Raw genomic sequence first — 22,967 nt, 5'->3', positions numbered from 1 at the left:
ACGCTAGCCACCGCGCGCTCGCACCCCGGACCTGACATCCGCCCCTCACCCGAAAACATCCGCCCCTCACCCGAAAAGGCGAGGGGCGGATCGGGGAGGAGGGCCGACGGCGGGCGGGGCAGGATCGGAGGCGGAGGGCTGACGGCGAAGGGGCCGGGTGACCGGCGGGGCGTCAGCGGAAGGTGCGGAGGCGCAGGCTGTTGCCGACCACGAAGACCGACGAGAACGCCATCGCCGCGCCCGCGATCATCGGGTTGAGCAGGCCGGCCGCTGCCAACGGCAGGGCGGCGACGTTGTAGCCGAAGGCCCAGAACAGGTTGCTCTTGATGGTGGCCAGGGTGCGGCGGGAGAGCCGGATCGCGTCGGCGGCGGCCAGTAGGTCCCCGCGGACCAGGGTGAGGTCGCCGGCCTCGATCGCGGCGTCGGTGCCGGTGCCCATGGCGAGCCCCAGGTCGGCCTGGGCGAGCGCGGCCGCGTCGTTGACGCCGTCGCCGACCATCGCCACGACCCGGCCCTCGGACTGCAGCCGCCGCACGGTGGCGACCTTGTCCTCCGGCAGCACCTCGGCGATCACGTGCTCGGCCGCGATCCCGACCTCGGCGGCCACCGCCACGGCCACGGCGGCGTTGTCCCCGGTGAGCAGGACCGGGGTGAGACCCAGCCCGCGCAGTCGGGCGACGGCCTCGGCGCTGGTGGGCCGGACCGCGTCGGCGACCTCCAGCACCGCCCGCGCCGCGCCGTCCCAGCCGACCGCGACGACGGTCCGGCCGGCCGCCTCGGCCGCGGCCTTCGCGTCGCGCAGCGCCTCGGGCAGGTACTGCGACCAGTCGGCGAGCAGTCGCTCGCGGCCGACCAGCACCGCGTGCCCGTCCACCACGCCCTGGACGCCGAGGCCGGGGACGTTCTCGAAGCCCTCCACGGCGGGCAGTTCGCCGAGGCGGTCGAGCGCGGCGGCGGCGACGGCCCGGGCGATCGGGTGCTCGGAGGCGTGCTCCAGCGCACCGGCCAGGCGCAGCGCCTCCTCCTCGCTGACGCCGTCGGCGGTGTGGACGGCGAGCAGGGTCATCCGGCCGGTGGTGACGGTGCCGGTCTTGTCCAGGACGACGGTGTCGACCTTGCGGGTGGACTCGAGCACCTCGGGGCCCTTGATCAGGATGCCGAGCTGGGCGCCGCGCCCGGTGCCGACGAGCAGGGCGGTCGGGGTGGCCAGGCCGAGGGCGCACGGGCAGGCGATGATCAGCACGGCGACGGCGGCGGTGAAGGCGGCGCTCCAGCCCTCGCCGGTGCCGAGCCAGTAGCCGAGGGTGGCGAGCGCCAGGGTGATCACGATCGGGACGAAGACGGCGGAGATCCGGTCGGCCAGGCGCTGGGCGGCGGCCTTGCCGTTCTGCGCGTCCTCGACCAGCCGGGCCATCCGGGCGAGCTGGGTGTCGGCGCCGACCCGGGTGGCGCGGACCACCAGCCGGCCGCCGGCGTTGACGGTGGCGCCGGTGACGGTGGCGCCGACCGCGACCTCGACCGGCACGGACTCGCCGGTCAGCATCGAGGCGTCCACGGCCGAGGCGCCCTGTTCGACCACGCCGTCGGTGGCGATCTTCTCCCCGGGCCGGACCACGAACAGTTCGCCGACGGCGAGCTCGATGGTCGGGACGCGGACCTCGGTGCCGCCGCGCAGGACGGTGACGTCCTTGGCGCCGAGCTCCAGCAGCGCCTTCAGCGCGGCGCCGGCGGTGCGCTTGGAGCGGGCCTCGAAGTAGCGGCCGGCCAGGATGAACGCGGTGACGCCGGCCGCGGCCTCCAGGTAGATGTTGGACGAGCCGTCGCCGCGGGCGATGGTGAGCTCGAAGCCGTGCCGCATGCCGGGCATGCCGGCGTGGCCGAGGAACAGCGCCCACAGCGACCAGAGGAACGCGGCCCCGGTGCCGAGCGAGACCAGGGTGTCCATGGTGGCCGCGCCGTGGCGGGCGTTGGTCCAGGCGGCCCGGTGGAACGGCCAGGCGGCGTAGCTGACGACGGGCGCGGCGAGGGTCAGCGAGAGCCACTGCCAGTTGTCGAACTGCAGGGCCGGCACCATCGCCATCGCGATCACGGGGACGGCCAGCGCGAGTGCGGTGATCAGCCGCTGCCGCAGGGGGGCGAGTTCGTCGTCCGCGCCGTCCGGCTCCCCGGGGGCGGTCCCGGGGGCGGTCCCGGTGGCGGCGGGCCGGGGGAGGACGGCGGTGTAGCCGGTGGCCTCGACGGTGGCGATCAGGTCGGCGACCTCGACGCCTTCGGCGACGACCACCTTCGCCTTCTCGGTGGCGTAGTTGACGGTGGCCTCGACGCCGTCCATCCGGTTGAGCTTCTTCTCGATCCGGGCGGCGCAGGAGGCGCAGGTCATGCCGCCGATCTGGAGTTCCACCTCGGTGGAGGCGGGTGCCTGGGTGGTCATCTGGGGCTCCTCACGGGTCTCGCGGTGCTGACGGGTCGTGCTCGGAAGGTGATCGGCTGCCGGGGCGGCCGGGGCCCGGATACCCCCTGGGGGGTAGGGGGCCCCGGAGCCCGCGGGCGGGGGTCAGGCGCGTGCGGGGTCAGGCGCGGCCGGTCAGCTCGTAGCCCGCGTCGTCGATGGCGGCGCGCAGGGCCGCCTCGTCCGGCTCGGCGTCGGCGGAGACGGTGACCAGGCCGGCCCGCACGTCGACCGAGACGGCGGTGACGCCGGCCAGGGCGGAGACGGCCTTGCCGACGGCCTGCTCGCAGTGGCCGCAGGTCATCCCGGCGACCGCGTACACGGCGGTGACGGCGGCCGGGGCCGTCCCGACGGTGGCGGTGGTGGTGCAGGTGCCGTTGGTGGAGCAGCAGGACATGGGTTCCTCCGAGGGGTGGCAGGATGGCGCTGGAATACCCGGTGGGGGTATCTCGATGTGAGCTCAGTTATACCCATGGGGGGTATGCCGCGCAAGCCCCTCGATCCCTCTTGACCAGATACCCCCTGGGGGTATCTAATCCAGGGCGTCGAAGCGCACCGGAGCGCCCCCGCCCTACCACCCGAGGAGGCCCGCATGACCGGCTACCACGAGGACAAGGACCACGTCCTGCGCAGGCTGCGCCGCATCGAGGGCCAGGTCCGCGGGCTGCAGCGGATGGTCGACACCGGCGGCTACTGCATCGACGTCCTCACGCAGATCTCGGCCACCACGAAGGCCCTGCAGTCCGTCGCCCTGCACCTGCTCGACGACCACCTCGGCCACTGCGTCCAGGACGCCATCGCCCGCGGCGGCAGCGAGGCCGACGCCAGGATCACCGAGGCGTCGAACGCCATCGCCCGCCTGCTGCGCGCCTGAGCGCGGCCCCTCCCGCGCCCACCAACCACGTCAGAAGGAGCACCCGCCGTGAACACCGCCCTGAAGATCGCCGCCTTCGCCACCGGCCTCACCACCGCGTTCGGCGCCGCGTACGGGGTCGGCCACCTCACCGGCGACGGCCCGGCCCCGCGCCCGGCCGCCGCCGCTGCCCCCGTCTCCGCCTCCGCCTCCGTCGCCCACGCCGGGCACGGCGGCGAGGCGCCGGCCGCCGGGGCCGCTGCCACCGCCGGACCGGCCGACGCGGCCGGCGGCGGCCACCTGCCCGGTGGCCTCCAGATCTCCGAACGCGGCTACACACTCAGCCTGGACCACCCCTTCGTGACCGCCGGCGCCCCCACCGACCTGCGGTTCCGCATCCTCGGCGCGGACGGCAGGCCGGTCACCGACTACCGCCCCGCGCACGAGAGGGAGCTGCACCTGATCGTCGCCCCGCGCGACCTCGCCACGTTCCAGCACCTGCACCCCACCCGGGCCGCCGACGGCACCTGGAGCGCGACGGCCGCCCTGCCCGCCGCCGGCGAGTACCGGGTCTTCGCCGACTTCACCCCGGGCGGCGCCACCGAGGGCCTCACCCTCGGCGCCGACCTGCACGCCGCCGGCGACCTGCGCCCCGCGCCGCTGCCCGAACCGGGGCGCACCGCCACCGTGGACGGCTACACCGTCACCCTGGGCGGCGACCTCACGCCCGGCCGGCCCGCCCGGCTCACCCTCGGCGTCACCCGGGACGGCCGGCCGGTCACCGACCTGCAGCCCTACCTCGGCGCCTACGGCCACCTGGTCGCGCTGCGCGCCGGCGACCTGGCGTACCTCCACGTCCATCCGGAGAGCAGCACGCCCGGGCCGGAGGTCGCCTTCACCAGCACCGCGCCCAGCCCGGGCACCTACCGGCTCTTCCTCGACTTCAAGCACGGGGACACCGTCCGCACCGCCGCCTTCACCGTCACGGTCGGCACGGACGCGGGCACGGGCACGGGCGCGGACGCGGGCTCACAGGCGGGGGCGGCGGCGTCCGCACCCGCAGCGCCGGTCGCTCCGGCCGCCCCCGCCGTGCCGGCGCCGGAGGGCCACCGGCACTGAGCGGCCGCCGGGGCCCGGCCGCGGCGCCCCGGCCACAAATTCGCCCCGGCACCGGCGCCTCAGCCGTAACGCTTCAGCAGCTCCCCGACGTACTCCTCCAGCCGGCCGGTGAGCAGCTCCGGGGTCAGGTCCGCCCGGCCCAGGTCGCGCCAGCTGACCCCGACCTTCTCCGCGTCCGGTGCGAAGGCCAGCGCGTCGAGCAGCCGCCAGTACAGGTGATCGGCCGGGTCCTCGGCCAGTTCCCCGCCGGCCGCCCGGTAGCGGTCGGCGAACTCCAGCCCGGTCGGTACGCCGTGCAGCAGGGCCAGCGCGGTGGAGCAGTGCGCGACGTCCAGGTCGGCCGGGCCCCACGAGGTCTCCACCCAGTCGACCACGCCGGTGATCCGCAGCCCCTCCCCCTCCTCCTCCGCGCCGAACAGCACGTTGCCCGGGTGGTAGTCGCGGTGCAGGAACCGGCCCCGGAAGGCCGGCGGCGGACGGCGGATGACCTCGACGGCCCGCTCCCACACCCCGGGACGCGCGCTCCCCCCCGGGCGCCGGACGCCCTCCGCGGTCACCCATGCCTGGTAGTCGCGCGGCCGCTCGTGCTCCGGCACGTCGAGGCGGTGGATCCGGACCAGCTGCTCGGCGAGCAGCCGGCAGCGCTCGTCCAGCCGCTCACCGTCCACCCGGACGGCACCGGGCAGCACGGTCATCAGCAGCGACGGGTAGGCGCAGAACTCGCCCGTCGCGTCCACCCCGCGCAGGGTGGCCGCGGGTACGCCCGTGCCGTCCGCGGCGAGCCTGGTGAGGATGGCCGCCTCGCGGGTGAGCAGGCCTTCCGCGTGCCGGAGGTAGAACGGCCGGACGAACGAGCGGAGCACCAACTCCCCCGGCCCGTCCGGCCCTTCGATGTCCAGACGGCGCATGTCCGAGGTGAAGCCACCGCGTAACCGGGTGTTCCCGGTCACCCTGCTGCCGCCGGCCAGCTGCGCCTCGACCCACGCCCAGGTCGCGGCCTGGTCCCGCCCGGTCCCGTCCGCTGTCACGTGTTCGCTCATGGCCCGCCAGCCTAGGTGTACCAACCACGGGGGTTGGTGCGGGGTTCACGGCGTGGACGAATGGGCCCACGCCAGGCCCTACCGCACCGAACAGGAACGCCGCGACGCCTACCCCGCCTGGCTCCACACCTACAATCACCACCGCGGACACACCGCACGCGCAGGCAGACCACCCGCCAGCCGCGTCCCCAACCTCACGGGGCAGAACACCTAGGGCGTGGGCGTCCGGGGCGCCGTGGCCGCCGGCCGAGCCGGTCAGGCCGGTCGGCGCCCTGAGTCAGCGCCGGGGATCAGCGCCCGGGGCGGCCCCGGCGGGCGCCGCCGGACTTGCCGGCCCCGGGCTTGGCCCCGCCGGACCGGCCGCCGCCCGCCCGCCCGGCGCCCGGCTTCCCGGTGCCGCCGCTCCGGCCGGCCGCCGCCTTCCCGCCCGCCGTCTTCCCGCCGGCCGCCTTGCCGCCCGTCGCCTTCCCGCCGGCCGCCTTGCCCCCCGGCTTCGCGGACGGCTTGCCGCCCGCCTGCTGCTGCTTCGGCTGGGCGGGCGCCGCAGTCTGGGCGCGGCCGCGCGAGCTGTTCACCGTCCGCCCGCGGACGATGCCGATGAACTCCTCCACCAGGTCGGTCGTCCGGTCCTGCGGCCAGGAGAGCGCCACCTGCGACTGCGGCGCATCCGGCACCGGCCGGTACGTGAGGTCCCGGCGGTGGTGCAGCCGGGCGAGCGACTGCGGGACGAGCAGCACGCCGACGTTCGCGGCCACCAGCTCGATCGCGTCACCCGTCGTCGCCGGCCGCTCGATCGCGGGCCGCCCCGGCAGGGTCTGCCAGCCGAGCGCGTCGTCCATCGGGTGGAAGACGATCTCGTCGGCGAGGTCCGCGACCGGCACCTCCTCGGCCGCCGCCAGCCAGTGGTCCTTCGGGAAGACGACCACCGTGGTCTCGGTGTACAGCGGGATCGCGCTGAGGCTGTCCCGGTCGACCGGCAGCCGGACCAGCCCGGCGTCCGCAGCCCCGCCCAGCAGCGTCGGCTCGCCCTCCTCCACCGGCACCGCGACCAGGGTGAGCGGGACGTCCGGAAGCCGCTGCTCCCAGACGCGCGCCCACTTACCGGGCGTCACGCCCGGAACATACGCCAGTCGGAACGAGGGGTTCGCCTGCATCTCTGTCACGCAGCAAGGCTACCGACCGTGACCGGGGCCGCCACTCACTCGCTTACCCTTATGACCATGACATCGCTCAAGCCGAAGACCACCCAGACCATGAAGCCGGCCACGGCGGCCAAGAAACTGGGCATCTACCTCGACGCCGCCCCCGCCGACTTCCGGGAGGGCGTGGTTTCCCGCGAGGAGCTGAACGCCCTGCAGGCCGAGCCGCCGGCCTGGCTCCAGGAGCTGCGCCGCAACGGCCCGCACCCGCGCCCGGTCGTCGCCGCCAAGCTCGGCGTCTCGATCGCCGGCCTGGCCCGCGGCGGGGTCACCGAGGCCCTCACCACGGAGCAGATCGACGCCCTGAAGCAGGAGAACCCGTCCTGGCTGGAGCGCGAGCGCGCCGTCCAGGCCGAGGTCCGCAAGGAGACCGTGCGGATCAAGGAGAAGCACGAGAAGGAGCAGCAGAAGCAGGCCGCCGCCCCGGCCGCGCCCGCCAGGAAGCGCTGACCCGGGCCGCGCACCACCGACGCCGCCGCACCGGCACCGACCGGGCGGCGGCGCGCGCCGTTCTCGGGCCGCTCTCGCGCCGTTCGGGGCCGTTCCCGCGCCGTTCGGGGGCCGTTCCCGCGCCGTTCGGGGGCCGTTCCCGCGCCGCTCGCGGGGGGCCGGGAGGGCGCCCCAGCGGCCGGGAGGGCGGCCCGGGCGGTGCCGTCAGGGCTGGTCGTACCAGGAGAAGGCGGCGATCCGCCAGCCCTCCGGGGTGCGGACGAACTGGATGGTCTTCGTCCCGGTGCCCTCGTACGGCTCGCCGTTCAGGATGCCCGACTTGCGGTACTCGCCGAAGCGCGAGGCGATGTCGCCCGCGATCTCGGTCCGCTCCGAGGTCTCCCACTCGGAGAACTCCACCAGCCGCCCGTCGCTGAGCAGTTGCTCGCGGGGCGCGATGAACTCGTCCACGGTGTAGACCGTGTAGTTCGGGCCGGTCACGACGATCACGGCGCCCGGGAGGAGCAGCCGGCGCAGCCGGCCCACGTCGGCGGACTTACCGCCCCGGTTGTCGAAGGACCCGAAGAACTCGGCGGTCAGCGCGTCAATCTCCACCTTGGACATGATCAGACGGTAACAGTGCAATGGCACCCTGCGGCAGGGGGGCGCCCGCGAAGGAGTGCGTCTGGCGGAGGGGGTGCACCTGGATGCACCCCCTCCGGGCAGCTACCCGCAATGGCCCGCACCCCCGCGCCCGGCAGAGTCGACGGCGACGCGTCCGACGGCGACGCGGACGGACCGGACGAGCGGGGGCCAGGCGACATGCGTGCATGGAAGGCGGAAGCGGGGGTGTTCCTCGCCGTCGCGTTCGTGGCGGCAGGAGCGTTGGGGGCGGTTCAGCCCGCGACGGGGATTCCGACGGAGGTCGTCCAGCTGACCCAGTTCGGCCCCGCCGCCGGGGTGGTGACGGTGGCCCTGCTGTGGCCCTCCCGGATCCGGCACCGGCTCGCCGGCGCCCTGCCCGCCCGGCGGACCCCGGGCGGGGCGGAGCGGCGGCCGGGACGGGGGCTGTGGCTGCTGCTCACCGCACCGCTGATCATCGCCCTGAGCGCGGGCGCGTACGCCGTGACGGCCCCGGACGGCACCGCCCGGTCGACCGGCCCGGGCTCGCTCGGACACCCCTTCGCGTTGATCGTGGTGGCCCAACTGGTGGGCGCCTGCGGCGAGGAGATCGGCTGGCGCTGCCTGTTCCAGCCGCTGGTGCGGACGCGGTTCGGCCCGGTGACGGCCTCCGCCCTGGTGGGGGTGGTGTGGGGCGTCTGGCACGTCCAGGTCTTCGCCCAGGCCCCGGCCTACGCCGCCGGGTTCCTGCTCGCCACCGTGGCGATGTCGGTCCTCCTCGGGCTCGGCCTGGAGCACGTCCGCGCCAACCGCCTGCTGCTCGCGGGCGGCTTCCACACCCTGGTCAACCTCGGGATGCTGCTCTTCATGGACGAGGAGTCCGGCGCGGTGGCGCCGATGCTGTTGTTCGGCGGGGCGTGCCTGCTCGCGGCCGTGCCGTGGGTGCTGCGGGCGCCGGCGGATAGGATCCTGACGGCGCCGCACGGGGCGCGCTGAGGACATGGAACGACGGGTGGTCATGGCGGCGGGGGACGGACGCCCTGATGGCGGCCGGACCGCGGTGCGGCACGGACGGACCGCGGTGCGGCGCGGCTGGGTGGCCGCCGGGCGGTGCCAACTGCTGTCGCTGGCCGCCTTCGCGGTGACCGCGGCCGGCGGGCTCGTGGTGGGCGCGCTGCTCCTGCTCCCCGTCGGCCTGGGCCGCGCCCTGCTGCCGCCCGCCGCGACGGCCCTGCGCCGGCTCTCCGACCGCCACCGCTCCTGGACCGCCCGCTGGACGGGCACCCCGATCAGCCCGCCCGAGCCACTCGGCGGGGACGCCGCCCGGGACGGCCGCCGCCGGGCGGCCCGCATCCTCGGCGACGAGGGTTTCTGGCACGACCTCGGATGGGCCTGGCTGGAACCGTGGACCGGCGGGCTCCTCGTCGCGCTCCCGCTCGCGCTCATCCACTACGGGCTGTTCGGCGCACTGGTGCAGCCGTTCGTCTGGCCGCTCCTGGGCGACGGCAACTGGTACGCCTTCGTCCCCGTCGAGTCCACGGCCACCATGCTGGCCGCCCTGGTCCTCGGCCTCGGGTTCGTCGCGGCAGGCGTCCGGCTCGCACCCACCGCCCTCGACTGGCACGCCCGTTGGAGCCGGCGGGTGCTCTCCGCGCCGTACCGCACCGAGCTCGAGCGCCGCATCGAGCACCTCACCGACACCCGCGCCGACGCGCTCGACACACAGGCGGCCGAACTCCGGCGCATCGAACGGGACCTGCACGACGGGGCGCAGGCCCGGCTGGTCGCCCTCGGCCTGACCCTGGACCGGGCCACCCTGCTCCTCGACACCGACCCGCGGGCCGCCCGCGCGCTGCTGGACGACGTCCGCGCCACCTCGTCCCGGGCTCTGCAGGACCTCCGCGACCTGGTCCACGGCATCCACCCGCCCGTCCTCGCCGACCGCGGACTCGGCGACGCCGTCCGGTCCCTGGCGCTCGACAGCTTCCTCGACGTCCACGTCGAGGCCCACCTGCCCGACCGGCTGCCCGCCCCGGTCGAGTCCGCCGCCTACTTCGCGGTCGGCGAGCTGCTCGCCAACGCCGGCAAGCACTCCGGCGCCCGCGAGGTCAGGATCCGCCTGGAGCACACCGGCCCCGCGCTGCGCATCACGGTCGGCGACGACGGCCGCGGCGGGGCCGACCCCGCCCGGGGCAGCGGGCTGCACGGCATCCGGCGCAGGCTGAGCGCCTTCGACGGAGCCCTCGCCCTGGACAGCCCGCCGGGCGGCCCGACCACCGCGACCCTGGAGATACCGTGCGCGTCGTCCTCGCCGAAGACCTCTTCCTGCTCCGGGACGGGCTGACCCGCACCCTCCGGGAGCACGGCTTCGAGGTGGTCGCGGCCGTCGACAACGGCCCGGCCCTGCTGCGCGCCCTGCGCGAGGAACAGCCGGACGTCGCCGTGGTCGACATCCGCCTGCCGCCGACCTTCACCGACGAGGGCCTGCGGGCCGCCCTGGAGGCCCGCCGCCTCCGCCCGGCCTTTCCCGTCCTGATCCTCTCCCAGTACGTCGACCAGCTGTACGCCCACGAGCTGCTGGCCGGCGGCCAGGGCGCCATCGGCTACCTGCTCAAGGACCGGGTCACCCACACCGCCCAGTTCGTCAACGCCGTCCGGACCGTGGCGTCCGGCGGCACCGTCATGGACCCGCAGGTCATCGCCCGCCTGCTGGCCCGCAGCGACGCCCGCGGCAACACCGCCGACCTCACGGCCCGCGAGCACGACGTACTCAAGCTGATGGCCGAGGGCCGCTCCAACGCCGCCATCACGCACACCCTCCACATCAGCGAGAGCGCCGTCGCCAAGCACACCGCGAGCATCTTCGCCAAGCTGCGCATCGAGGCCTCCGCCGACGACAACCGCCGCGTCCTTGCCGTCCTCGCCTACCTCAAGCGCTGATTCCGACCCCCGGCAGGCCGGTGACAACCCCGTCGAGGGCGTGCGAGCAGAGGCAGTCGCGGGTGGTGGGCAGGTTGCCGAGGGCGGTGAACAGGACGGTGCGCAGGCGGTCGACGTTGCGGGCGAAGACCTCCAGGACTTCGGCGTGGGTGACGCCCTCGCCGCTCTCGACGCCCGCGTCGAGGTCGGTGACCAGGGCCAGCGAGGTGTAGCAGAGGCCGAGTTCGCGGGCGAGGACGGCCTCGGGGTGGCCGGTCATGCCGACCACCGACCAGCCGTTGGCGGTGTACCAGCGGGACTCGGCCCGGGTGGAGAAGCGCGGGCCCTCGATCACCACCAGGGTGCCGCCGTCGACCGGCTCCCACGCGGCGCCGCGGGCGGCGTCCAGCGCCACCGCCCGCCCCGCCGGGCAGTACGGGTCGGCCATCGACACGTGCACCACCTCCGGCACCGTGCCGTCCGGCAGGGGCAGGCCGTCGTAGTAGGTCTGGACCCGCCCCGAGGTGCGGTCGACGAACTGGTCCGGGACGAGCAGCGTGCCCGGCCCGTACTCGGGACGCAGGCCGCCGACCGCGCACGGCCCGAGCACCTGCCGCACACCCAGCGCGTGCAGGGCCCAGAGGTTGGCGCGGTAGTCGATGCGGTGCGGCGGGATCCGGTGACCCCGCCCGTGCCGGGGCAGGAACGCCACGCTGCGCCCGGCGACCTCGCCGAGGAAGAGCGAGTCACTCGGCGGCCCGTACGGGGTGTCGACGGAGACCTCGGTGACGTCGTCCAGCAGCGCGTAGAGGCCGGAGCCGCCGATCACGCCCAGTTCCGCGCGCGGGGCCGTGCCGGTCGCGTACCGATGGGGCGTCATGTCCGCCATGTCGATGAACCTTTCCTCCGGGAGCTGGCCCCGGCCAGCCTAGGGCGTGCCCCGGGCGGTCGGCCGGAACCGTTCGGGGGCGCCCACGCCTCCATATGACGGTGGACTACATATGACTTTCCCCGGCCGGTCCGGTATACATACTCGGTATGCAGGCCCGGTCCGGCCGGGGGACGTTCCACCGCCGGCCGCCGGCCTCCGTCGTCATGCCACTTCCCGAGGGGGACCACCCATGCCTCAGACCAGTCCCGTGCCTGCGACCGGTCCCGTGCCCCGGCCCACTCCGTCCGGGAGCGCCGTCCGACCGGTGCTGCACCTGGACCACGTCACCCGGGTCCACGGCCAGGGTGCCGCCGAGGTCCAGGCGCTGCGCGGGGTCGACCTGAAGGTCCACCCCGGCGAGTTCGTCGCCGTGATGGGCCCGTCCGGGTCCGGCAAGTCCACCCTGCTGACCCTCGCGGGCGGCCTGGACAGCCCGACCAGCGGCCAGGTCCTGGTCGAGGGCGTCGCCCTCGGCGGCCTCACCCGCAAGAAGCTCGCCGAGGTGCGCCGCCGCTCCGTCGGCTACGTCTTCCAGGACTACAACCTGATCCCGGCGCTCACCGCCGCCGAGAACATCACCCTCCCCCGCGAACTCGACGGCTCCGCGGGGCGGGTGACCCGCCGCGAGGCGATCGCGGCACTGGAGGAGCTGGGCATCCCGGAGCTCGCCGACCGCTTCCCCGACGACATGTCCGGCGGCCAGCAGCAGCGCGTCGCCATCGCCCGCGCCCTGATCGGCGACCGCCGCCTCGTCCTCGCCGACGAACCCACCGGCGCCCTCGACTCCACCACCGGCGAGGCCGTCCTCGCCGTCCTGCGCGCCCGCTGCGACGCCGGCGCCGCCGCCATGATGGTCACCCACGAACCCCGCCACGCCGCCTGGGCCGACCGCGTCGTCTTCCTCAGCGACGGCCGGATCGTCGACGAGAGCTTCGGCCAGGGCCCCGACGTCCTGCTGCGGATGGCCGCCCGCCACGGCCGCACCCACCGGGCCGACGGGATCGGGGCCGCCCGATGAGGCTCCGATCGCTCAAGGTCGCGCTGCGCGTCGCCCGCCGCGACGCCCTGCGCGCCAAGGGCCGCAGCGCCCTCGTCGTCGCCATGGTCGCCCTGCCCGTCCTCGGCGTCGCCGGCGCCGACGTCGTCCACCGCAGCGGCCAGCTCACCCCGGCCGAGCGGGCCGAGCGGCTGCTCGGCGGGGCCGACGCGTACGTCACCGCGTACGCGCCCGGCAGCACCGTCCACCAGGCCCCGTTCGCCGAGGACGGCGCCTACGCCGTCGCGCCCAGGCCGAACGAGGCGCCGACGCCGGAACAGGCCCGCGGCGCCACCGCCGTCCCCGCCGAGCTGCTGAAGGAGCTCCTGCCCGGCGCCGTCCTGCTGCCGGCCTCCCCCGGGCCCACCGCGAGCGCCGCCTCCCACGACGGCCTGCTCCAGACCGACACCGCCGAGGCCGACCTGGCCGACCCGGCCTGGCGGGGCCGGATCGACCTGGTCGAGGGCCGGGCGCCCAAGGCCCCGCACGAGGCGGCCGTCACCCGCGCCTTCCTCCGCGAATCCGGGCTCGGCCTCGGCTCCAGCACCACCCTCAAGGGCCTGGAGAAGACGCCGTTCACGCTGACCGGCGTGGTGGAACACCCCGGCGACCTCGACAAGATCGAGTTCGTCGGCCGTCCGGGCGAGGTGATCGAGCCGCTCGCCGCCCTCACCCCGGCCGCCAAGCCGCCGACCGGCGTCTCCGAACAGGCCGCCGACAAGGCGTCCTGGCTGGTCCGGCTCCCCGCCGGCCAGGTACTCGACCGGTCGGGCGTCCAGCGGCTCAACGCGCACGGGTTCACCGCCACCTCCCGCACCGTCGCGGTCGACCCGCCCGCCGGGGCCGCGGACTCCTACCGCGGCCCGTCGGCCGGCCCCGGCGACGCGGCGAGCGGCTCCGGCCGCCGGAACACCGTCGTCGTGGCCGCCACCGTCGCCGCCATGGCCCTGCTGGAGGTGGCCCTGCTCGCCGGACCGGCCTTCGCCGTCGGCGCCCGCCGCTCCCGCCGCCAGCTGGCCCTGCTCGCGGCCACCGGCGGCGATCGCGGGCACGTCGCCGCCGTCGTGCTCGCCGCCGGCCTGGTGCTCGGCCTGGCCGGTGCGGTGGCCGGCGTCCTGCTCGGCACCGGCCTGGTCGCGGTGCTCCGGCCGTGGATCGAGGAGACCGCCGGCAGCCGGTTCGGCCACTTCGGCCTGGAGGTCACCGACCTCGCGGCGATCAGCGCCGTCGGCCTGCTCACCGCGCTGCTCGCCGCCGCGCTGCCCGCCCTGCAGGCCGCCCGGCAGAGCGTCACCGCCGGTCTCCACGACCGCGACACCGTACGGCCGCCGAGCCGCCGGACCAGCGCCCTCGGCGTCGTGCTCCTCGTCGCGGGCGCGGCCACCGCCCTGCTCGCCGTCGGCACCGACGACGGCACCGGGCGCGGCATCGCCGTCCTGGCCGGTCTCGACCGGATGACGCTGATGGTGCTGGCCGGCTCGGTCGCCGCCGAACTGGGCCTGCTCCTGCTCACCCCCCTGCTGGTCGCGCTCTGCGGCCGGCTCGCCCGCCACCTGCCGCTCAGCGGCCGGCTCGCGCTGCGCGACTCCGCCCGCCACCGCGGACGCACCGCCCCCGCCATCGCCGCCGTGATGGCCGCCGTGGCCGGTGCCGTCGCCGTCGGCCTCTACACCGGCAGCACCGAGGCGCGGGACCGCGCGGCCTACCGGCCGTTCACCCCGGTCAACGCCGTCACCCTCGCCGTCACGCCGGACGACCCGCAGCTCCCCCGGCTGCGCTCGGCCGTCGAGCAGGACATCCCCGGCCTCGGCGAACGCGCCGACCTCGCCCAGGCGTTCTACTCCTGGTGCGCGGGCTGCTCCAGCACCGTCACCGTCAAGGGCGGCGGCGGCCTGCACGGGCCGAGCACCCTCGTCGTCGGCGACGCGACCGCCCTGCGCAACGCCTTCGCCCTGCGCGACCCGGCCGCCGAACAGGCGCTCGCCGCGGGCAAGGCCGTCGTCTTCGACCCCGGGCAGGTCCACGACGGCAAGGTGCTGCTCCAGCTCACCGGCGGGTTCACCGGCGGCGCGCAGCCGGGCTCCGGCGCGACGCAGGAGATCCGGGAGATCGCCGTCGACGCCGTCGCGGTCCCGAACCAGGACGCCGCCCGGTACGGGACCGGCGTGGTCGGCGCCGCGACCATGCAGCGCCTCGGCCTGGCCGTGAAGCCCGTGGGCGCGGTCTGGCTGCCCGCCTCCGCGCCGGACCACCGGGCCGAGCAGCGGGCCGCCGCCACCGCCGACCGGCTGGCGCCGCTGGCCCGGCTCGACGTGGAACGCGGCTACCGGCCCAAGGGCGACCTGCCGGCCCTCGCCCTCACCGGCTTCGCCGCCCTGGTCGTTCTCGGCGCCGCCTGCATCGCCACCGGTCTCGCCGCCGCCGACTCCCGGCGCGACCAGGCCACCCTGGCCGCCGTCGGCGCCCCGCCCGGCATCCGCCGCCGGCTCTCCGGCGTCCAGTGCGCGCTGATCGCCTTCCTGGGCGCGGCGCTCGGCACCGTCAACGGGTTCGTGCCCGCGCTCGCCCTGCTCCAGGCGAAGGCCGTCGACCTGCCGGGCGCGACCAGCCCGGTCGTCGTCCCCTGGGCCGGGATCGCGCTCACCGCGCTCGTCCTCCCGCTGTTCGCCGGCCTGCTCGCCGCCGCGTTCACCCGCTCCCGCATCCCGCTCACCCGCCGCCTCGGCTGAGGCCCGGCAACCCGCGGACCGTCCCCCGGCGGCGCACCCCGACCGGGGCGCGCCGCCGGCGCCGTACCGCTGACGGGCCACCAGCCGCCGGGCCTCCCGGCACCGGGCCCGCCGCACCGGGCCTGGGCACCGGGCCCGCCGCACCGGGCCTCAGAGCTCGGCCTCCGGCGGCAGGCGGTGGACGCCGGGCAGGTGGGTGTCGAGTTCGCCGGGCTCGAACCGGCACATGCCGACGGCGTGCCAGAACTCGCCGACCACGTCGCCCTCGTACTTGTAGGCGCCGGAGGGGAGCAGGGCGGCCCAGCCGTCGGGGGCGCCGAGCAGCGTGGCGCGGAGGGTGGGCAGGCCGCCGGCGGGGACGTTCCAGAGCCGGACGGTGCCGTCCTCCCCGCCGCTGGCGAGCAGCGAGCCGTCGGGGCTGAAGGTGACGGCGAGGATCCGGCCGGTGTGGCCGCGCAGGTGGCCGAGGTCACGGCCGGTGTGCGGGTCCCAGAGGCGGACGACGCGGTCGTCGCCGGCCGTGGCGAGCAGCGGGCGGCGGGGGTGCGCGGCGGCCGTCCAGAGCCGGCCGACGTGGCCGCCGAGCCGGTGGCGGGCGGCGCCGTCGGACCAGATCACCGCGTCGCCGTCCCAGGAGGCGCTGGCCAGCCAGGAGTGGCCGTCCGGGGCGAACTCGACCGCGTAGACCCGGTCGTGGTGGCCTTCGAGCTGGGTCGCGATCCGGCCGGTCGCGACGTCCCAGATCCGGACCCGGCTGTCGTCGCAGCCGGTGGCCAGCCGGCGGCCGTCGGCGCTGAAGGCGATGGAGCGCACCCGGCCGCGGTGTTCCCGCAGGGTGGCGACGTGCGCGCCGGTGCTGCGGTACCAGATCCGGACGGTGTCGTCGTCGTTGGCCGTGGCGACGAGGACGCCGTCGGTGCTGAAGGCCTCCGCCCAGACGTGCTCGGTCTCGACGTCCATCTCGCGCAGGTACTCGCCGCTGAGGGCGTTCCACAGGTAGAGGTCGCCGTCGTTGCTGGCGGTGGCCAGCAGCGGTCCCTCGGGGCTGAACCGCGCGGAGACCAGCCGACTGCTGCGGGCCGCGAGCTCCCTGGTCCGGCGGCCGGTGGCCGGCTCCCAGAGCCGGACCACGCCGTCGTTGCCGCCGGCCGCCAGCAGGGTGGCGTCGCCGTTGAAGGAGAGCGAGCCGATCCGCCGGCCGTGGCCGCGCAGCAGCAGCCGGCTGCGGCCGGAGCCGGGCTCCCAGAGCCGGACGGCGCCGTCGTTGCCACCGGTGACCAGCAGCGTGTCCGGCTCCGTCCCGGGCGCCTCGCCCGGCCCGTCGCCCGCGTCCCCCGCCGCGCCCCGGTCCGCGGGACGGAACTCGCAGGCCCAGACCGAGCCCCGGTGCTCGGGCGGCTGCCGGCGCAGCGGCGTCACCTCCCGCCCGGCGCCGCGGACCGCGGGGCCGACCCGCCAGACCCGGACCGCGCCGTCGCTGTCCCCGGCCGCCAGCCGGGTGCCGTCGGCGTCGAAGGCGACCTGGTAGACCGCGCCGGCGCAGCCCTCCAGCCGGCCGGCCGCCGTCCCGTCGAGCGGGTTCCAGAGCCGGACCTGCCCCTCGGTGTCGCCGCTGGCGAGCAGGTCCCCGGCGGGGTGGAAGGCGAGCGTGTAGACCCGGCCGCCGTGGCCGGTGAGGGAGTGCCGCGGCCGCCGCCGCGCGAGGTCCCAGATCCGGACGGTGCCGCCCTCGACGCCGTCCACCCCGCCGTCGCCGGTGGCCAGCACCGCGCCGTCGGGGCTGAACGCCGCCCGGTACACCGCGCCCCGGTGGCCGGGGAGTTCGGCCTCCAGCCGGCCGCTCGCGGTCGACCAGACGCGGACCGCCCCGGCCCGGTCGCCGGTGACCAGCCGGGAGCCGTCCGGGCTGAACACCGCGGTGTAGGCGGGCGCGGCGTGGCCGGGGAGGCTGCGCAGCAGGCGGCCGGCGGAGGTGTCCCAGAGCGTGACGGTGCCCTCCGCGTCGCCGGTGGCGAGCAGGGTGCCGCCGGCTCCGAGCGAGACCGGCCAGACGCCGGCGGGGTGCACGTCGAGGCGGTGCCGGCACTCGCCGGAGACCGGGTCCCAGAGCCGGACGGTGCCGTCGGCGCTGCCGGTGGCCAGCACGTCGCCGGCGAACTTCACCGCGTAGACCCGGCCGATGTGGTCCTTGAGCGTGCGCAGCGCCACGCCGGTGACGCCGTCGCAGATCAGCACCGAGCCGTCGTCGCTGCCGACGGCGAGCAGGTGGCCGTCCACGCTGAAGGCGACCGGCTCGGGCAGCCGGGTGGTGCGGACGTCGAAACCGTAGGGGACGCCGACCTCGGAGGGCCGGAAGCCGGCCTCGACGGGCAGGCCGGGGGCGACGGCGGCGGCGCGCAGTTCGGGCGCCGCGAGCACGCGGGGATCGGTGACGGCGGAGATCAGCGCGGCGCGCTGCCAGCGGCTGCCGCGCAACCGGGCACCGCGCAGGTCGGTGCGGATCAGCCGGGCGCCGCGCAGGTCGGCGTCGCGCAGGTCGGCCCCGCTGAGGTCGGCCGCGTCCAGCCGGGCGCCGACCAGGCGGGCGCCGCGCAGGGAGGCACCCGCCAGGTTGGCACCGAGCAGCCGGGCGTCGGTGAGGTCGGCGCGGCTCAGGTCCACGCCGGAGAGGTCGCGGTGCGAGAGGTCCTCGCCGGCCAGGGCGGCGCCGCGCAGGTCGGTGTGCGCGGGGACGCGCAGCCGGGCCAGCACCTTGACGGCGTTGGAGCGCGCGGTGTCGTCCGCCCCCGGGGTGGGGCCGCCGCCGTCCAGGACCGACTGGGCCCAGCGCTGGCAGACCTGGTGGTCGGCGAGGTCGCAGAGGAACTCGACGGCCAGCCGGCTGAGCGGGCGCCGGGCGAGCAGCTCCGGCCGGCCCGCGCCGAGGCCGGCCGCCGCGGCCCGGGCGACCAGCCACTCGACCACCGAGCCGTGGATGAACTGGAACATGCCCTCGTCGGAGCGGACCAGCAGCGAGCCCGAGCCGACCGCGTGGGCGACCTGCGGGGTGGGCAGCGCGGTCTCCGCCAGGCCGTTCAACACCCCGGCGATGTCCAGCAGTTCGTCGTACGGCATGGCGCCCCGGCCGCTCTCCCAGAGCCGCAGCGCGAGCAGGGTGACGGCCTCCCAGAGCTGGTCCAGGCCGAGGCCGGGCGCGGCGCCCGGGCCACCGTGGCCGCGCTGCTCCTCGAACCGCAGCCAGGCGGTGAACACCTCCTGGTAGAGGCCGGCGGCGCTGAGCGCCCGGCCGGCGCCGGCCACCGCCCGCAGCCGGTCGTGGTCGAGGTCGGCGACGAAGCTGAGCAGCCGCGGGTTGCGGCAGAGGGCGAGCAGGTCGGGGATGGCCTCCAGGAGCCGCATCCGGCGGTCGGCGGCGGTCTCGTCGCCGTACCGGTTGACCAGGTAGCCGCGGATCTGGGCGGTGGTGAAGTCCTGGACGGCGAGCAGGCGGCGCTGCGGGAGCAGGCCGACCCGTTCGCCGAGCGCGGTGAGCACCTGCTCCTGGGAGCTGAAGTGCTGGGTGCGGCTGCTGACCACGATCTTGGCGCTGTCCACGGCGGCGTCGAGCAGCACCTGAAGGTGGTCGGCGGCCCGCTCGTAGCTGACCCGGTTGAGCAGCTCGTCGAAGCCGTCGAAGAGCAGGACGATGCGGCCCTGCCGGAGCATGTAGCGGAAGGCCCGCAGGTCGATGGTGTCGATGCCGTGGGCGGTCAGGTGGGCGGCCACCAGGCCGTCGAAGGAGTGCGCCTTGTCGAGTGCGCTGAGTTCGATGAACAGCGGTGTCAGGTGCGGGAGTTCGGTGGGGATGCGGCGGGCCAGCTCGCGCAGGGCGAAGGTCTTGCCGTGGCCGAAGTCGCCGAGCAGCAGCAGGAAGCGGCCGTGGTCGGACTCCAGCAGCCGGAGCATCTCGTCCACCAGGCCCTCGCGTTCGGCGCCGCCGGGGCGCTCGGCGTCGCGGTAGCGCTGCGGCAGGTACAGGCCGGGCTGGTACTGGCTGTCGGTGCTGAGCCGTTCGCTCTGGGCGGCGACGTAGCCGCTCAGGTCCAGCAGTCCCTGGAACTCCAGGAAGCTGCGCAGCCGGACGCCGCGGCGCCGGGCCCGGTCGCGCAGTTCGCGCGGCGGCGGCGGTCCGTCGTACACGAGTTCGGCGTCGGGGGCGGTGCCGGCGGCGTGCACCGCGTCGACGAAGCGGTCGACGTCCTCGGCGGCCGGGGTCGCGACGCAGGCGGCGACCCGCTGCTGGCGGACGAAACCGGACTCGGTCCAGGTGACGAGGAGCTGCGGCGGGGTGCCGGCGACCGGGCGGATCTGGGCGCCTTGGTGGCGGGTCCGGCAGACCTCGGCGACCCGGGCCAGCAGGGTGTCGGCCGGGGAGGCCAGTTCGCGGGTCTCGCGTTCCGGTGCGGCGGGCGGTGGCGCGGTGGCGGCCGGCGGCGCCGGCGGGGCGGGCGGTTCGACGGCGTCGGGCGGCGCCGGGAAGGCCCGGTGGGCCCGGCGCCAGGCGACGGGCGTCCGCTGGGGTTCGGCGCCCGGGGCGGGCCAGCGGGTGAGCCCGTCGCGGGTGAGCCGGAGCAGCTGGTGGGTGCCGGGGCCGCCGGCGCCGACCACGCCCACGTCGCCGGCGGCGGTGTGCAGGGTCTGCAGCGAGGCCCGGGAGTCGGCCGGACCGTGCAGCAGCAGGTGCAGCCGGGGCGCGGTGAGCCGGGTGAACCGGTCGAGGTCGCGCAGCGGTTCGGCGTCCTGCCCGGTGCGGGCGGAGCGGGCGCCCGCGGGCCGGGCGGTGACCGGGTGGCGCAGCGCGCCGATCCGCAGCCAGCCGTCGTGCTCGTACGGGCGCAGCGCCTGGGCGAACCAGGCGGCCTGTTCCGGGCCGAGCCAGCCGTACCGGTCGTCGGCCCGGTGGCTGTACGCCATCGAGGAGTTGAGGCCGGCGACGACGGTGCCGAGCTCCGGGACGGGGAAGAGCGTCCACGGCTGGGCGCTGTCGAAGACCACGTCCAGGCCCTGGTAGAACTCCTGGAACAGCCGGGCGTAGTGCCGCCACTTGGGCCAGTACGGCGGGGTGGGGCGCAGTTCGTCGGCCTCGCAGGTGCTGAAGTAGGCGCGCGAGGCGGCCTGGCTGACGTCCTGCCCGCCGGGCACCAGGGCCACCCGGTGCGGTTCCAGGCCGAGCAGGGAGCGGATCCCGGTCAGGAAGGCGAGCGCCTGCTCGCACTCGCGGGGGCTGCCGGAGGCGGTGAGGTCCCCGGTGACGACGACCAGTTCGGGCGCCGGGGCGCCGGCGTCGGCCAGCTCGACCAGGTCTCCCCAGATCGCGGCCTGGAGGTCGGCCGGGTCGCTACCGCGGCCGAAGGACGGGCCGGCCAGGTGGAGCACCGTCACCCCCTCGCGGCCGCCGGCGCGGTCGGCCGCCGACGGGTACTCGGGCGCGACGGAGGGGCGGCGCCGGCCGGTCCGGCCCGTCCGGCCGGTCCCGCCGGTTCCGCCGATCGGGCGGGGTGCCGGCGGCTCCGCCGGGACGGCGGGTGCGCCGGCGACCGGGCCGGTGCCGGTCGTACCGGTGCCGGTCGCTCCGCTGCCGGTCACTCCGCTGCCGGTGACTCCGGCTCCGGCCGCGCCGCCGCTCGTCGTACCCGCGCCCGTCGCGCCACCGCCCGGGTAGCCGGGGCGCAGCTCCGGCCGGGCCCGGCCGTCCAGTGCCTGGCCGACCCGGTTGAGCAGCAACTGCCGGGCGCGGGCGGGATCGGCGACGCCGACCAGGTCGATGTAGGTGAGCGTGGCGAGCAGGCCGTCCACCGGGATGTCCTCGATCCTGACGGTCAGCAGCCGGCGCTCCGGGGCGTCGGGGTCGGCACGCAGGGCGGCCTGCCACTCCATCCGCCCGTACCGGGAGCGCTCGTAGTTGCGCGAGAGCAGGGCGATGACCGCCGCGGACTCGGTGACGCCGCGGTCCATGAACTCGACGAAGTTCGTGCCCGGGACGAAGTCCCAGGCCTGCAGGAACGCCCGGTAGCCGGCCTCCTCCAGCGTCCAGGCGATCCACGCCGCCCACCGCTCGTCCGCCGGGGAGTAACTGATGAAGAAGTCGATCGGCCCGGGGCCACCCGGGGTCGCGTCCAAAGCCCCCATGGGGGACAGCTTGTGACCGATCGAGGTCCGGTAAACCTCCTCCCACCCCGGTCTCGACGTGAGAACAACCGTGTGCGACCCTGACGGGCGTGCTTGCCTACTGGCCCACCGTGAGACGCCTCCACCCCCTGGACTGGGTGGCCGGGGCACTGCTCGGCTGCGGACTGCTGTTCCTCGCCACCGGGCTGCTTCCCGCGGCCTCGGCGGAGGCCGCGGTCTCCCGGATCGCGCCGCTGCTGGCCTTCCTCGGCACGGTCATCGTGCTGGCCGAACTGACCAGCGCCGCCGAGGTGTTCGACGTGGTCGCGGCCGGGGTGGCGCGGGCCGGGCGGGGCAGCTACCCACGGCTGTTCCTGCTCTGCGTGGCCTTCGCCGCCGTCACCACGATCACCCTCAACCTGGACACCACCGCCGTCCTGCTCACCCCGGTGATGCTCGCCCTCGCCTCGCGGGTCGGCATCGCGCCGCTGCCGCTGGCGATGACCACGGTCTGGCTGGCCAACACCGCGAGCCTGCTGCTGCCGGTGTCCAACCTGACCAACCTGCTGGCCGCCGAGCGGGTCGCGCTCTCCCCCGCCGGGCTGGCCCGGGTCATGTGGGCGCCGCAACTGGCCGCCGTGCTGGCGACCATGGCCTGCCTGTGGTGGTTCTACTGGCGGCGCGGCCGCCGGGGCGCCGCCGACTACCCGCCGCCGCCCTCCCACCGGCCGGGCGACCGGGTGCTGTTCCGGGTCTGCGGGCTGGCCTGCGCGGGCTTCCTGCTGGCCACGCTGCTCACCGGCCTCCCGCTCTGGGTGGCGTCGGGGGCGGCCGCCGCGGTGGCGGTGCTCGCGTTCGCCGTCCGGCGGCCGGACGCGCTGCGGACCACGCTGGTCCCCTGGCGGCTGCTGGTGATGGTGCCGGGGATGTTCCTGGTGGTGCAGACCGTCGACGCGCACGGCCTGCACCGGGTGCTGGCCGAGGCGATCGGCACGGACGGCGGGGTGCTCGGGATGTTCCGCGCCTCGGCGGTCGGCGCGGGCCTGGCCAACCTGCTCAACAACCTGCCGGTGTACCTGGCCGGGGAGGCCGCGGTGCCGGTGGCCAACCACACGCAGCTGCTCTCGCTGCTGATCGGCACCAACATCGGCCCGCTGGTGACGCCGTGGGCCTCGCTGGCCACCCTGCTCTGGTACGAGCGGTGCCGCTCGGCCGGCCTGCGGGTCCCGCTGCGCGGCGTCGCCGGGAGCAGCACGGTGCTGGCCGTCGCCGGCGTGCTGCTGGCCACGGCCGCGCTCGCGCTGACGGCGTGACGCCCGCGCCGCGCCGTCCCGTCCCCCTCCGCTGTCCCCTCCGCCGTGCGGTGCTCCGCCGCTCCCGTTGTGCCGCTCCCGTTTCCCCTTCTGTTCCGCCGCTCCCGTTCCGCCGCTCCCGTTCCGCCGTCCCGGCGGCCGGACTCGACCCTTGCGCGGGCGGTCCGGGCGTCCTTGACTGA

16 protein-coding genes and 1 pseudogene are annotated in these 22,967 nt (G+C 76.2%); 10 read left to right on the top strand and 7 right to left on the bottom strand.

Annotated elements, in window-relative coordinates:
- Window positions 1-172: 172 nt before the first annotated feature.
- On the bottom strand, window positions 173-2,431 hold the full coding sequence (locus ACFVHB_RS13515) for a heavy metal translocating P-type ATPase (protein ID WP_380319915.1): 2,259 nt from the start codon (window positions 2,429-2,431) through the stop codon (window positions 173-175).
- 139 nt (window positions 2,432-2,570) lie between these two features.
- Window positions 2,571-2,846 carry a heavy-metal-associated domain-containing protein gene (locus ACFVHB_RS13510; protein WP_380319912.1) on the bottom strand — a complete coding sequence of 92 codons (276 nt, stop codon included), beginning with the start codon at window positions 2,844-2,846 and terminating at the stop codon, window positions 2,571-2,573.
- Window positions 2,847-3,041: 195 nt separating this feature from the next.
- Here ACFVHB_RS13510 and ACFVHB_RS13505 point away from each other — a divergent pair, with 195 nt between their 5' ends.
- Together ACFVHB_RS13505 and ACFVHB_RS13500 are read left to right on the top strand one after the other, a co-directional pair.
- Window positions 3,042-3,323 carry a metal-sensitive transcriptional regulator gene (locus ACFVHB_RS13505; RefSeq protein ID WP_380319909.1) on the top strand — a complete coding sequence of 94 codons (282 nt, stop codon included), beginning with the start codon at window positions 3,042-3,044 and terminating at the stop codon, window positions 3,321-3,323.
- A gap of 48 nt (window positions 3,324-3,371) precedes the next feature.
- The gene (locus ACFVHB_RS13500; RefSeq protein WP_380319907.1) at window positions 3,372-4,421 is read left to right on the top strand and encodes a hypothetical protein; all 1,050 of its coding nucleotides are present in this window, start codon (window positions 3,372-3,374) and stop codon (window positions 4,419-4,421) included.
- A gap of 59 nt (window positions 4,422-4,480) precedes the next feature.
- On the opposite strand, the gene ACFVHB_RS13495 is transcribed toward ACFVHB_RS13500, so the two are convergent.
- Entirely contained in the window at window positions 4,481-5,461 is a 981-nt protein-coding gene (locus ACFVHB_RS13495) for a phosphotransferase family protein (protein WP_380319904.1), read from the bottom strand.
- 55 nt (window positions 5,462-5,516) lie between these two features.
- Between ACFVHB_RS13495 and ACFVHB_RS13490 the strand changes: the two are divergent.
- Window positions 5,517-5,675 (top strand): annotated as a pseudogene (locus ACFVHB_RS13490) (IS481 family transposase); the annotation flags it as partial.
- A gap of 76 nt (window positions 5,676-5,751) precedes the next feature.
- On the opposite strand, the gene ACFVHB_RS13485 reads toward ACFVHB_RS13490, so the two are convergent.
- Entirely contained in the window at window positions 5,752-6,624 is an 873-nt protein-coding gene (locus ACFVHB_RS13485; protein ID WP_380319901.1) for a LysR family substrate-binding domain-containing protein, read from the bottom strand.
- A 57-nt stretch (window positions 6,625-6,681) separates the two neighbouring features.
- Between ACFVHB_RS13485 and ACFVHB_RS13480 the strand changes: the two genes are divergently transcribed.
- Window positions 6,682-7,110: a DUF5997 family protein gene (locus ACFVHB_RS13480; RefSeq protein ID WP_380319898.1), complete on the top strand. Its 429-nt coding sequence runs from the start codon at window positions 6,682-6,684 to the stop codon at window positions 7,108-7,110.
- A gap of 204 nt (window positions 7,111-7,314) precedes the next feature.
- On the opposite strand, the gene ACFVHB_RS13475 is transcribed toward ACFVHB_RS13480, so the two are convergent.
- A complete protein-coding gene (locus tag ACFVHB_RS13475; RefSeq protein WP_380319895.1) occupies window positions 7,315-7,713 on the bottom strand; it encodes a nuclear transport factor 2 family protein in 399 nt (132 codons plus the stop codon).
- A gap of 198 nt (window positions 7,714-7,911) precedes the next feature.
- On the opposite strand from ACFVHB_RS13475, the gene ACFVHB_RS13470 reads away from it, so the two are divergent.
- From ACFVHB_RS13470 to ACFVHB_RS13460, 3 genes are read left to right on the top strand one after another with little or no spacing between them, the layout of a single operon-like run.
- Window positions 7,912-8,706, top strand: a complete 795-nt coding sequence (locus ACFVHB_RS13470; RefSeq protein WP_380319892.1) for a type II CAAX prenyl endopeptidase Rce1 family protein — start codon at window positions 7,912-7,914, stop codon at window positions 8,704-8,706.
- A 4-nt stretch (window positions 8,707-8,710) separates the two neighbouring features.
- The gene (locus ACFVHB_RS13465; RefSeq protein ID WP_380319889.1) at window positions 8,711-10,054 is read left to right on the top strand and encodes a histidine kinase; all 1,344 of its coding nucleotides are present in this window, start codon (window positions 8,711-8,713) and stop codon (window positions 10,052-10,054) included.
- Window positions 10,006-10,650, top strand: a complete 645-nt coding sequence (locus ACFVHB_RS13460) for a response regulator (RefSeq protein ID WP_380319886.1) — start codon at window positions 10,006-10,008, stop codon at window positions 10,648-10,650. The genes ACFVHB_RS13465 and ACFVHB_RS13460 overlap by 49 nt, the downstream gene beginning before the upstream one ends.
- On the opposite strand, the gene ACFVHB_RS13455 is transcribed toward ACFVHB_RS13460, so the two are convergent.
- On the bottom strand, window positions 10,640-11,518 hold the full coding sequence (locus ACFVHB_RS13455) for an S-methyl-5'-thioadenosine phosphorylase (RefSeq protein WP_380319883.1): 879 nt from the start codon (window positions 11,516-11,518) through the stop codon (window positions 10,640-10,642). The two genes, ACFVHB_RS13460 and ACFVHB_RS13455, sit on opposite strands and share 11 nt — an antisense overlap.
- Window positions 11,519-11,750: 232 nt before the next feature.
- Here ACFVHB_RS13455 and ACFVHB_RS13450 point away from each other — a divergent pair, with 232 nt between their 5' ends.
- Together ACFVHB_RS13450 and ACFVHB_RS13445 are read left to right on the top strand one after the other, a co-directional pair.
- Window positions 11,751-12,578: an ABC transporter ATP-binding protein gene (locus ACFVHB_RS13450; RefSeq protein WP_380319880.1), complete on the top strand. Its 828-nt coding sequence runs from the start codon at window positions 11,751-11,753 to the stop codon at window positions 12,576-12,578.
- Window positions 12,575-15,325, top strand: a complete 2,751-nt coding sequence (locus ACFVHB_RS13445; RefSeq protein WP_380319877.1) for an FtsX-like permease family protein — start codon at window positions 12,575-12,577, stop codon at window positions 15,323-15,325. The genes ACFVHB_RS13450 and ACFVHB_RS13445 overlap by 4 nt, the downstream gene beginning before the upstream one ends.
- 150 nt (window positions 15,326-15,475) lie before the next feature.
- Here ACFVHB_RS13445 and ACFVHB_RS13440 read toward each other — a convergent pair whose 3' ends face one another.
- Window positions 15,476-21,493: a TIR domain-containing protein gene (locus tag ACFVHB_RS13440; RefSeq protein ID WP_380319874.1), complete on the bottom strand. Its 6,018-nt coding sequence runs from the start codon at window positions 21,491-21,493 to the stop codon at window positions 15,476-15,478.
- A 110-nt stretch (window positions 21,494-21,603) separates the two neighbouring features.
- On the opposite strand from ACFVHB_RS13440, the gene ACFVHB_RS13435 reads away from it, so the two are divergent.
- Window positions 21,604-22,785 (top strand): SLC13 family permease, encoded by a 1,182-nt coding sequence (locus ACFVHB_RS13435; RefSeq protein ID WP_380319872.1) that lies wholly within the window; start codon window positions 21,604-21,606, stop codon window positions 22,783-22,785.
- The last annotated feature ends 182 nt before the right edge of the window (window positions 22,786-22,967 follow it).

Origin of the sequence: Kitasatospora sp. NPDC127111, from assembly GCF_042677465.1 — a bacterium.
GTDB lineage: Bacteria > Actinomycetota > Actinomycetes > Streptomycetales > Streptomycetaceae > Kitasatospora.
Note: the sequence above shows the minus strand (reverse complement) of the source record. Positions and strands in the feature narration are given on the sequence as shown.